The sequence below is a fragment of the Streptomyces sp. NPDC060031 genome, from assembly GCF_042736805.1.
Classification (GTDB): Bacteria; Actinomycetota; Actinomycetes; order Streptomycetales; family Streptomycetaceae; genus Streptomyces.
The window spans coordinates 1-10,709 of sequence record NZ_JBHWVM010000147.1; the positions used below are offsets into that span (position 1 = coordinate 1).

A 10,709-nucleotide genomic window follows, 5' to 3' on the forward strand; every position below is an offset into this window, starting at 1 on the left:
ACGGCCGCCTTACCGCCAATCAGGTATAGGCCAGAAAGCCCAACAAACAAGGCGTAGGCCAAACAGACGAACCACACCTAATTCGTGATAGACCCTCGGGCGCCGGAGGTTCTTGACCCGTAGAAGGTGCCGTCGCGGAGCACCGCGAAGAGGACGCTGATGCGTTGGCGGGCGAGCCTGAGGAGGGCCTGTGTGTGGGTTTTGCCGCGGGCTCTTTGCCGGTCGTAGCAGGTGCGTGATGCCGGGTCGGCGTTCATGCAGGCGAATGCGGAGAGGAACATGGCGCGTTTGAGCTGCCGGTTTCCGCCTCTGGGCGCGTGTTCGCCGTGGATCGAGGTCCCCGACGATTTCGTCGTCGGGGCGAGGCCGGCGTAGGAGGCGAGGTGGGCGGCACTGGGAAAGCCGGTCCCGTCGCCGACCGTGACCAGCTGGACGGCGGCGGTCCTGACGCCGACTCCCGGCATCGAGGTCAGGACCGGGTGAAGATGTGGGCCTCCAGCAGGCTGCTGATCTGGGCTTCCAGTGCCCGGCGCTGGTCGTGAACCGCTGCGAGCGAGGCGGCCAGGGACGGGATGGTCGTGGTGATCACCACCTTCGAGAACGACGGCTACGTCACCGCGGCGCTCAGCGCGGGGGCCAGCGGCTTCGTGCTCAAGCGGCTTCCGGTCCGGCAGATCGCCGAGGCGGTACGCGTGGTGGCCGCGGGGGAGGCGATCCTCTTCCCGGCGGCCCTGCGCCGGATGGTCGCCGCCCGCCCGCTGGGCTCCGCCGAGGCGTTGCCGAAGGCGGCGCTGACGGAGCGGGAGGAGGAAGTGCTGAGGCTGATGGCCACCGGCCTGTCCAACCCGGAGATCGCGCAGTCGCTCATGGTGAGCCTGGAGACGGTGAAGACGCACGTCGGGAACGTGCTGACCAAGCTCGGTGCGCAGAACCGGACCCATGCGGTGGTGATCGCGTACGAATCAGGTCTGGTGGTGCCGGGATTCACCGGCTGACGCGCAGCACGGCCCGCACGATCGCCACCGACTCAGGTACCGCTCGGTCTGAGCACTGGGGCCAGCCGGCGGGGGTGTCATTCGCAGCGGTTCGTGGCCGCGGCCACGAACCGCCACTGTGGTGGTCGGGCGGCTCTTCGGCGGCGTGGGATCGGCGACCGGGGTACCGCGGGCCGTCGACAGTGCTACAACTGGACTTGTGACCCGTCCTTGCAACCCGTACCGGGGGCGTCGGTGCGGTCACTGAACAGACATCGCCCGCGGAGCGTCGCCAGGCAGGTATTCGTCCTCCAGCTGGCGGTCGTGGTGCTGCTCGCCGCCGGTGCTGTGCTGGCCCTGGTGCTCCAGTCGCGCCACGACATCGATCGCGAGGCCCGCGCGCGGTCCGTGGCGGTCGCCGAGACGTTCGCACACTCGCTCGGGCTGCAGGAGGCCCTTCGTTCCCCCGATCCCTCCGCGCTGCTCCAGCCGCTCACCGAGGCGACGCGGAAGGCCGCCGGGGTGGACTTCATCGTGGTGATGGACACCGAGGGGATCCGGTACACCCACCCCCTCCCCGACCGCATCGGCAAGCGGTTCGTCGGCACGATCGCGCCCTCGCTCGCAGGCCGCGTGTACACGGAGAGCGTGGCCGGTCCGCTGGGCAACGAGATCCAGGCCGTGGTGCCGGTCTTCTCGGACGACGGCCGGGTCGTGGCACTGGTGTCCGCCGGACTCACCGTGAAGAACGTCGCCGGTGTGGTCAACCGGCAGCTCCCCGTGATCCTCGGCGTCAGTGCGGCCGGTCTCGCACTGGCCACCGCGGGCGCGGCACTGATCAGCGGACGGCTCCGGCGCCAGACCCACGGGCTCGGCCCGCTGGAGATGACACGGATGTACGAGCACCACGACGCGGTGCTGCACGCCGTCCGCGAGGGCGTGCTGATCACCGACGGCGAGGGCAGGCTACTGCTCGCGAACGACGAGGCGAAGCGGCTGCTGCGGCTTTCCCCCGATGCCGAAGGGGCACTCATCCGGCAGCTGCCCGGCCTCGACCGGCACGTGGCCGACCTCCTGCTGTCCGGCCGGGAGGCCACCGACGAGGTGCTCGAGGCCGGGGACCGGCTGCTGGTGATCAACCAGAGGCCGACGCGGGCCGGCGGCGGACCCGAGGGGGCGGCCGTCACCATCCGCGACTCCACCGACATGCGCGTCCTGAGCACCCGGGCGGATGCGGCCCGCAGGCGACTGAGGCTGCTGTACGACGCCGGCGTCGGCGTCGGCACCACCCTCGACGTGGAACGGACCGCCCAGGAGCTCGCCGACGTCGCCGTACCGCGTTTCGCGGACTTCGTGACCGTGGACCTGGCCGAGCCCGTGCTCCACGGGGACGAGCCCACCGCGGATGCGGAGCTGCGCCGTACCGGGGCCAGCGGCATCCGCGACGACTCGCCGCTCTATCCGCGCGGCAGGCTGATCGACTTCGTGCCCTCCACCCCGCAGGCACGCGGCTTCAGCAGCGGGCGGGCCGAGGTGGTCTCCTCCCTCGCCGACGCACCCGGCTGGCACGCCCAGGACCCCCCGCGGGCTCAGGAGATCATCGACTTCGGGATCCACTCCCTGATCACCGCCCCCCTCAAGGCCCGCGGCGTCGTACTCGGCGTGGCCAACTTCTGGCGCTCAAGGAAACCGGAACCCTTCAACGAAGAGGACCTCTCGCTCGCCGAGGAGCTCGTGGCCCGGGCCGGCGTGACCATCGACAACGCCCGCCGCTACACCCGCGAGCACACCCTGGCCGTGGCGCTCCAGCACAGCCTGCTGCCGCGCGACCTGCCCGAGCAGAGCGCCGTGGAGGTGGCGCACTACTACCTGCCGGCACATTCCGGGGTCGGCGGCGACTGGTTCGACGTGATCCCGCTCCCCGGCAGCCGGGTCGCGCTGGTCGTGGGCGACGTCGTCGGTCACGGGGTGCACGCCGCGGCCACCATGGGCCAGCTGCGCACGGCCGTGCTCAACTTCTCGTCCCTGGACCTGCCTCCCGACGAGCTCCTGGCCCGTCTCGACGACCTCGTCCAGTACATCGACCAGAGCAGGGAGGGCAGTGTCGACGGCGGTGGCCTGCTCGGAGCGACCTGCCTGTACGCCGTGTACGACGCGGTGACCCAGCGGTGCACGGTGGCCCGCGCGGGGCACGTGCCGCCGTTCGTGGTGCGCCCGGACGGCTCCACGGAGCTTCCCGACCTGCCCCCGGGCGCGCCGCTGGGGCTGGGCGGTTTCCCCTTCGAGTCGGCGGAGCTGGACCTGAGCGAGGGTTCGCAGCTGGTGCTGTACACCGACGGCCTGATCGAGGACCCGGGCCGGGACATCGACGAGGGGCTCGAGTTGCTGCGTTCGGCACTCGCCCACCCCGACCGGGGGCCGCACGAGACCTGCCGGGCGATCCTGAAGGAGCTGCTGCCCGTGCGCCCCCGCGACGACGTGGCCGTCCTGGTCGCGCGGACGCGGGCGCTCGGCGCGGACCGCATCGCCGACTGGGAGGTGCCCTTCGAGCCGAGCGCCGTCGCAGCCGTGCGGGCCCGCGCCGTGGAGAAGCTGGAGGGATGGGGTTTGTCCGAGCTCGCCTTCGGTATGGAGCTCGTACTCAGCGAACTCGTCACGAACGCCATCCGGCACGGCAGCGCACCGGTCCGCGTCCGGCTGCTGAACGACGACAAGCTTCTGACCTGCGAGGTATCCGACGGCAGCAGCACCTCACCGCATCTGCGGTACGCCGCGACCATGGACGAGGGGGGCCGTGGGCTCTTCCTGGTGGCCCAGATCAGCCGCAGGTGGGGTACCCGCTACACACCCGACGGGAAGATCATCTGGTCGGAGCAGCCGCTGCCGGACCCCGCGCAACAGTGAACCGGCGGCCTCACGCGGGAGCCGGGTAGATCCTGGGCTGCTTGACGCTGCCGTAGGCGCCCGCGTTGTGGTGGCGTCGCCAGCGCATCGCCGCCGTACGCCCGGCCACCGCCGCCAAGATCATCTGTGGAGCGGGGGTCCCGTTCTTCCTCGCCGCGATGTACGGCGGCTCCCTGACCTCGGCGGCGTTCGTCGGCTCGCTCACCCCCGGAAAGGTCCCGCTCTTCGTCAGCGCGCTCATGGTCGTCGTCGGCCGGGGCGCGCCCCGGGGGACGCAGGCAGCCGGGCTCGCGCTGATCGCCGTGGGCGTGGTCGCGCTCGTCTGGCACCACGTCGTCCCGCTGGACACGGACGTACTGGTCGGCGTCGGCGTCCTCCTCGTCGCCAGCGGGCTGTGGGCCCTCTACACCGTCGGCCTGAAGGAGGTGGAGCTCGACCCGGTCGGATCGATCGGGCTGCTGTGCCTGCCGTCCTTCGCCGTGGTGGCCCTCCTGGTCCTGACCGGCGTGCTCCCCACCGGCCTGGCGTCCGCCGCCGGATCCGACATCCTGCTGTTCCTGCTGGTGCAAGGGCTCGGGGTCTGCCCTGCGCCGGGCTGCTGTACGCGTTCGCCATCCGCCGGCTCGGTGCGGAACGCAGCTCCGTGATCGGGAGCCTCAGCCCCGTCGCCGTCCCCCTGCTCGACGAGTCCCCGACGCTCAGCGTGCTCATCGGCGTACCCCTCCCTCATCACCGCGGGCGTCGTACTCGCCAACCGGCGCCCCCGGCCGCGATCGGCCCGGTCCCCCATGGCCGGCCCCCAGGCCGACCAGCACACCCCTCCACACTCCAAGGGTCCCGTAGATGCTTGAGCTCCTCCTCCCGCCGCCCGCGGACCCGCTGTGGGACCTGACCGCGGCGTTCGAAGCCGATGACCGGGCCGAACGCCTGAACCTCGTCCTCGGCGTCTACCGCGACCACACGGGCGGCGCGCCGGTCATGGCCGCCGTCCGCGAGGCCGAGATGCGCCTGGCGGAGCGCTCCGACTCCAAGGAGTACCGGGGGCTCTCCGGAAACACCGCCTTCTACCGCGCGATGCTGTCGCTGGTCCTGGGCTCCGGCGGCGCGGCCGACCGGGCCATTGCGGTCCAGACCGTCGCGGGCAGCGGCGCGCTGCGGCTGCTGGCGGATCTGATCTCCCGGACCCGCCCGGGCACCACGGTGTGGCTCAGCGACCCCGCCTACGTCAACCACCACCCCATCCTGGAGGCCGCCGGCCTGAAGGTGCGTACGTACCGCTGGATCGACGGGCACGCCCGGGCCGACACCGCGGGCATGCTGCGCGACCTGTGCGATGCCGGCCGAGACGACGTCGTACTGCTCCAGGGTTGCTGCCACAACCCCACCGGAGTCGATCCGGACACCGAAACCTGGGAGGCGCTGGAACAGCTCGCCGGCCGGGCCGGCTGGGTTCCGTTCGTCGACCTCGCCTACCACGGGCTCGGCGACGGCCTGGAAGCGGACCTGGCAGCGACGCGGATGCTCGCGGAACGGGTTCCGGAGATGCTCCTCGCCATCAGCTGCTCGAAGAACTTCGGCCTCTACAGCGACCGTACGGGCTGCGCCGTGGTGCTCGACACCTCCCGCCGTTCGCTGCGGCACGCCGAGACGGCACTGCAGAACGCCGCCCGAACCCTGTACTCGATGCCGCCGGAGCACGGCGCAGCGGTGGCGACCGCCATCCTCAAGGACGACGGACTGCGGGCCGCCTGGCGGGCCGAACTGGATTCCATGCGGCAGCGGATCACGGCCAACAGGGCTGATCTGAGCGCGCACTTGAGCTCTCTGGGCTGGGGCGTGCAGGCAGACACCCTCGCACGGCAGAAGGGGATGTTCTCGATGCTGCCGCTCACGCCGGACCAAATGCACGGGCTGCGCAGCCGGTTCGCCGTCTACGGGACCACCTCGGGGCTGTTCAACATCGCGGGGATCCCGGCGCACCGGATCCCCTGCCTCGCGCGGGGCATCGCCGGTGTCCTCGCCGAGGACCGGGAGGCCGTGTCCGCATCCCGTGTCCCGTGTCCACGCTGAGTGAACCGCCTGCCTTGTGGTGGAGTTCGCTCCGGACGCGCCCGAAGGGCCAGTGCCGCAGTAGCCACAACTCCCGTGCTGAGCATGACGGTTCGGCGGGAGGTTGGACTCGGGCGGCAACAACCACCCACAGTCGGCGTGTCCGGTTGAGACTCTCCGGCAGGGCGGCCACACCGCCCTGCCGGAGAGGAGCCCATCAGTGACGACGTGCGCAGGTCCAGGCCCCCATGCCTGGATCTTGGCGAGTCTTCTCGCTGTCGCGATCTGCTCCGTCTTCGTGGCGAGGCCGGCGCGAGGTGCGTATGTGTGGCCCCCTGCCGCGTTCCAGCTCGACTGAGTGAACTGCAGCCCGCCGCAATGGCCGTTGCCGGTGTTCGCCGTCCAGTTTCCGCCTGATTCGCACTGGGCGATGGCGTTCCAGTTGGAGTCCGGTTTGGAGTGGACCGCAGCGGTATGAGCCCCAGTTGCGTACAGCAGAGTCACGATCAAAAAAGACGGTAGTGGCAAGTAGTTGAGCGTTCGCGCTCCGGCTTCGCCGGTCCTTCCGGTTGCTCGACATCAGTCCTCCTTCGCTGTTGGGGCGGGCCTGCCACAACAGCGGGCGGGCCCGCGTACGGCTGTCTTCGCTGCCGTGGGCACAGCACAGCACGGACCGGACTGCTTCCAGCGGCACTTACCGCCGGAGAAGGGAGGACGCCACCCGAACGCACGCTCCATCAGCGTCGCGACAGGGAACCGCCCAGTCCCGAGCCGTCATCGACTGGCGCCCGTACCCCGCGACTTCAGCCTGCGCCCAATGGTGGACGCCGCCCTCTACGTCGGCGGACCCGGAAGGGCCGTCCGGTACGGCGGTACGGGCGGCCCGCGCGGTGGCTGCGCGGAGCGGCGTGGCGTGCGTGCTTCGCCGCTGGACGGGTTCACCGGTAGCGCGTATTGGACAGAATCGTCCCATGTACTCAGCGAAGATCCCCTTGACGGCTGCCGCGGTGCTCCTCGTCCTCACTGCCCCTGCCGCCGCACTGCCCACTGTTCCGGCTGTCCCGGCCGGTGTCCTCCAGCCCACCGCGACACACCCGTGCGACGGCGCCCCGACCTGTTACGTCGACGTGACGGTGGCTCAGGTCTGGGTGAGTCCCGAGCAGGTACGGCCCGTGGACGCTCCCGCGACCGCGGATCCCGCCGACGTCCGCGGCTGGTTGACGGCCATGTCCCTGGACGAGCGTCGTGACGTGGCCGGGGAGACACAGGCACTCCAAGGGACGCGGGTGACCGTCGACCGGACGATGTGGCACGGCGGCCTCCTCTGGGACCACGTATGGGTGCACGGCCAGCCCACTCCCAGGGACGAGCCGGGCCGGGGCGGCTACCCCGGCTGGATTCCCGACCGGCAGCTGACCTCCGATCACCTGCGGCCACCGAGCGGTACGCACGAGGAACGCGTCGCACGCCCCACGGCACGGGGCTTCACCACAGCCGAGGCCGCCCTCTCGGCCGGCGGGGCGGGGCAGGCGGTCGAGTACTCGTACAACACCGCATTCCCCGTGAAGGCCGGCCCACTGCCCGGCCTCGTCACCGCCTACTCCCCCAGCGGTGGCCGCGCGTACTTCCGGTCCGGTGACCTGAAGAAGGTCCCGGGCTCCGCAAGCGGCGAGGACGTGGTCAACGCCGCACGCGCCTTCCTGGGGCTGCCGTACCTCTGGTCCGGCACCTCCGGATTCGGCTACGACTGCTCCGGCCTGATCAGTCAGGTCTACTCCGCCCTCGGTCTGACGATCCCCCGGGACGCCGAGCCGCAGTTCGACGCGGGCGGCGGGCGACCGCCTGCGGGATCGGCCGTGGGGGTGCGCATCACCGACACGAAGGACCTGAAGCCGGGGGACATCGTCGCCTTCCGTCCCGCCACCGGCACCGCAGTCACCCACGTCGGTATCTACTCGGGGACGAAGAACGGCGAACCGATGATGATCAATTCACCCCGGACCGGTGACGTGGTCAAGGAGGAGCCCATCGGATCCACGGGCCGCGTGTACGTGGGCGCCACCCGCTTCCTCACCCGCTGACACGGGCGCAGCACCGTCCTGCCCGGGCCCCGGTTCCCGTCGCACTGCCGGACCTCAGGACAGCCACGGTACTTCCCGACGTGCGCGACGGCATTCATCATGTCGCGGGCCGACTCGGCAGATCGGCATCGGGAAGGGTGGTGCGTGCGGTGGAGCCCGGGCGCGAACTCATAGCGGCGGTGCGGCGGGGAGATGCGGCGGCGGTGACCGCGCTGCTGGAGGCGGGAGCGGCTGCGGACACGGCCGCGGAGGACGGGCTGCCCGTGCTGTGCCTGGCGGTCGGCGCCCACGACACCGCCGTGGCGAAGGCGCTGGTCGAGGGCGGCGCGGACCCGGACCGTGCGCTGCCGGACAGAACGACGCCTCTCCTGCGGGCAGTCGACGGCGGGTCCCCGACGGTGACGCTGGCCCTGTTGGGGAAAGATCCGGTGAGGCGCCTGTCCGAGGCGGAGCGGGAGCGGCTGCTCGCGCTGGCCCGCCACTGGTACGAACGGGGCGCCGAGGCCGAACTCCACTCCAGGACTGGCGAGTTCGGCCCGATACACGAAACGCTGGTCGAGTACCGACAGTTCAGATTCGTTCCCCGTCTATCGCTCGGTGGCCACACGGTCCTCGACGGGCACGGTGCGATCCTCACGGAGCTGGAGTGGGCCTTCGGCATCCTGACGCCCGTGGACGAGCTGATGGCCAGAGCCCTCGCGCAGGACGAGTGGGACCATGCCGGCTGGCAGTCCGTCGTGGGGGGCCTGACCCGTCGCTGCAATCCGGAGACGTTCTCGGCGGTGACCGCACACCGACACGATCCGGATCCGGAACACCGCCGGTTCGTCCTCTACTGAGGTTGTAGGCGTGGTGTCGGCAGTGTGATTCCGGTCCCGGTGAGGCATCCGTCGATGATGTCGCTGCGGTACTGGATCTGGCGGAGCCCGTGTCGCAGCCGTCGAATGAGGTGCTCGAGATCGGTGAAGGCGGTGTTGGCCTGGCTGGTTCGGCGGAGGGTCGACCAGATGCTTTCCACCGGGTTGAAGTCGGGTGCGTAGGGCGGCAGGTGGTAGGCGTTGATCCAACGGTGTCCGGGTCAAGGACACCCCCGGACACCCGGTTTACGCCGACAACCTGGCGCAGCTCACCGACTTCCTGCCGTTCCAGGTCGAGGTCGGCTGCGGTGTCTCCTACGAAGCCGGGATCCCGCCGCTGCACCGGCTCCACGAGATGTACCACGTCAACGAGATCGAGGACGAGCAGCTGCGCAAGGGCTTCACGTTCGTCCTCGCGCCGGGCCGGGATCCGCTGCTCGCGGAAATGTTCCTCGATACCGAGGACAAGGTGGCGGAGCTGTCGGACATGTACCGGGCGTGCTTCAAGGCGAACACCTTCCTCGGCCTGAAGATCTCCTACATCAACGCCGTCGCCGACATGTGCGACGCGGCGGGCGGCGACATCTCCCAGATCGTGGAGATCCTCGGCATCGACCCGCGGATCGGCAGCGGCGGCATGCGGCCGGGCATCGGCTACGGCGGCGGCTGCCTCCCCAAGGACGTCCGCGCCTTCACCGCCTCCGCCCGTCAGCTCGGCGCCGAACAGGCCGCCACCCTCCTGCGCGCCGCAGAGAAGATCAACGAGAGCCGCACCGACGTCGCCATGGACCTCATCCGCAACGCCCTGGGCGACCGCGCTGTCAAGAACGCCAAAATCACCGTGTGGGGCGCCGCGTTCAAGCCCGGCACCAACGACGTCAGGGAAAGCCCGGCCCTCGCACTCGCCCACGCCCTCCAGCAGACCGGCGCGACGGTCACCGTTCACGACCCGCAGGCCATGGCCACCGCCATGACCCGCATCCCGGAACTGGACTACACCGACGACCTGGCCGCATCCGTCGACGGAGCCGACCTCGTCGTCCTGGCCACCGAATGGCCCGAATACCAGCAGGCGGACCCCAAGGACCTGGCGGACCGCGCGGCCAGCCCCCTGCTCGTCGACTGCCGCACCACCCTCGACCCGGAGCCCCTGGCGCATGGCCGGCTGGACCGTTCACCAGCTCGGACGACCCGAGAAGTAGAAGCGGCCCATGCAAGAGCAGCGGACCTTATAGGCCCATGAGCGAGCGGCCAGGTCCCATGAGGATCTGGCCGCTCTGCTGTTCGCGCAGGCGCGGCAGGATTCGAACCTGAGGCATACCAGGCCGAGCCCCGCGAGCAGGCGCAGTTCCGTCTCGGCCTGCTTCCTCGGAAAGGCGGTTACTGGGCGGGCGGGGTGCGTCGCAGGGCGGCTACTCCAACGAGCCGCCCTTCTGACGACCGGCCGGGCCCACTACATCGAGCCCTTGGCGGAGTACCGGGACCGGGTGCCCCGAAGAGGGCGGGGCACCGGGACGGGCGGGGCACCGGCCTTCCGAGCGCCCCCGACAACCCGCCCACATCCTGCGGGGTCGACGCCCGGCCGAGGCCGCCGTTGCGTCCCCTACCATGTCCACGCCCGGGGAACCCGGGCGGGTCAACCGGCCCCCGATGTGTCCGTGGAGCTCCTAGGCAGTGTCTGACAAATGATCACGGACGGGTTCGCGGAGCCAGAGGATCAGCGAGGCCAGGACGACTCCGGCGCGGTAACGGTCGGCGAGCTTGATGCCCCTATGGATGTCAACCAACGTTCTCGGGGCGTCCGGGCTGGTCGGTCGGAATGTTCGCTGGGACGAGATGTCGGT

6 protein-coding genes and 4 pseudogenes are annotated in these 10,709 nt (G+C 70.5%); 7 read left to right on the plus strand and 3 right to left on the minus strand.

Going from position 1 to position 10,709, the window contains the following annotated elements:
* Nucleotides 1-77: 77 nt before the first annotated feature.
* Nucleotides 78-574: pseudogene (locus tag ACFWB8_RS35355) on the minus strand (transposase); the annotation flags it as partial.
* On the opposite strand from ACFWB8_RS35355, the pseudogene ACFWB8_RS35360 reads away from it, so the two are divergent.
* From ACFWB8_RS35360 to ACFWB8_RS35375, 4 genes and pseudogenes are all read left to right on the plus strand, one after another.
* Nucleotides 570-995: pseudogene (locus tag ACFWB8_RS35360) on the plus strand (DNA-binding response regulator); the annotation flags it as partial. The pseudogenes ACFWB8_RS35355 and ACFWB8_RS35360 overlap by 5 nt on opposite strands.
* Nucleotides 996-1,229: 234 nt before the next feature.
* Nucleotides 1,230-3,878 carry a SpoIIE family protein phosphatase gene (locus ACFWB8_RS35365; RefSeq protein WP_385236881.1) on the plus strand — a complete coding sequence of 883 codons (2,649 nt, stop codon included), beginning with the start codon at nt 1,230-1,232 and terminating at the stop codon, nt 3,876-3,878.
* A gap of 65 nt (nt 3,879-3,943) precedes the next feature.
* Nucleotides 3,944-4,525 (plus strand): hypothetical protein, encoded by a 582-nt coding sequence (locus tag ACFWB8_RS35370; protein WP_385236884.1) that lies wholly within the window; start codon nt 3,944-3,946, stop codon nt 4,523-4,525.
* 196 nt (nt 4,526-4,721) lie between these two features.
* Nucleotides 4,722-5,948 carry an aromatic amino acid transaminase gene (locus tag ACFWB8_RS35375; RefSeq protein WP_385236887.1) on the plus strand — a complete coding sequence of 409 codons (1,227 nt, stop codon included), beginning with the start codon at nt 4,722-4,724 and terminating at the stop codon, nt 5,946-5,948.
* Between the two features lie 282 nt (nt 5,949-6,230).
* On the opposite strand, the pseudogene ACFWB8_RS35380 reads toward ACFWB8_RS35375, so the two are convergent.
* Nucleotides 6,231-6,431 (minus strand): annotated as a pseudogene (locus ACFWB8_RS35380) (transglycosylase family protein); the annotation flags it as partial.
* A 467-nt stretch (nt 6,432-6,898) separates the two neighbouring features.
* Between ACFWB8_RS35380 and ACFWB8_RS35385 the strand changes: the two are divergent.
* Both ACFWB8_RS35385 and ACFWB8_RS35390 read left to right on the plus strand, forming a co-directional pair.
* Nucleotides 6,899-8,008 (plus strand): C40 family peptidase, encoded by a 1,110-nt coding sequence (locus ACFWB8_RS35385; RefSeq protein WP_385236890.1) that lies wholly within the window; start codon nt 6,899-6,901, stop codon nt 8,006-8,008.
* Nucleotides 8,009-8,187: 179 nt separating this feature from the next.
* On the plus strand, nt 8,188-8,847 hold the full coding sequence (locus tag ACFWB8_RS35390; RefSeq protein ID WP_385236896.1) for a hypothetical protein: 660 nt from the start codon (nt 8,188-8,190) through the stop codon (nt 8,845-8,847).
* Here ACFWB8_RS35390 and ACFWB8_RS35395 read toward each other — a convergent pair.
* Nucleotides 8,841-9,074, minus strand: a pseudogene (locus ACFWB8_RS35395) (transposase); the annotation flags it as partial. The gene ACFWB8_RS35390 and the pseudogene ACFWB8_RS35395 overlap by 7 nt on opposite strands.
* A 146-nt stretch (nt 9,075-9,220) precedes the next feature.
* Here ACFWB8_RS35395 and ACFWB8_RS35400 point away from each other — a divergent pair.
* Nucleotides 9,221-10,108 carry a nucleotide sugar dehydrogenase gene (locus ACFWB8_RS35400; protein ID WP_385236893.1) on the plus strand — a complete coding sequence of 296 codons (888 nt, stop codon included), beginning with the start codon at nt 9,221-9,223 and terminating at the stop codon, nt 10,106-10,108.
* Nucleotides 10,109-10,709: the final 601 nt, after the last annotated feature.

Bases quoted from the DNA above. Each gene is read 5' to 3' on its own strand.
- ACFWB8_RS35375 (WP_385236887.1), top strand. From the start codon at position 4,722: ATGCTTGAGCTCCTCCTCCCGCCGCCCGCGGACCCGCTGTGGGACCTG.
- ACFWB8_RS35400 (WP_385236893.1), top strand. From the start codon at position 9,221: ATGTACCACGTCAACGAGATCGAGGACGAGCAGCTGCGCAAGGGCTTC.
- ACFWB8_RS35385 (WP_385236890.1), top strand. From the start codon at position 6,899: ATGTACTCAGCGAAGATCCCCTTGACGGCTGCCGCGGTGCTCCTCGTC.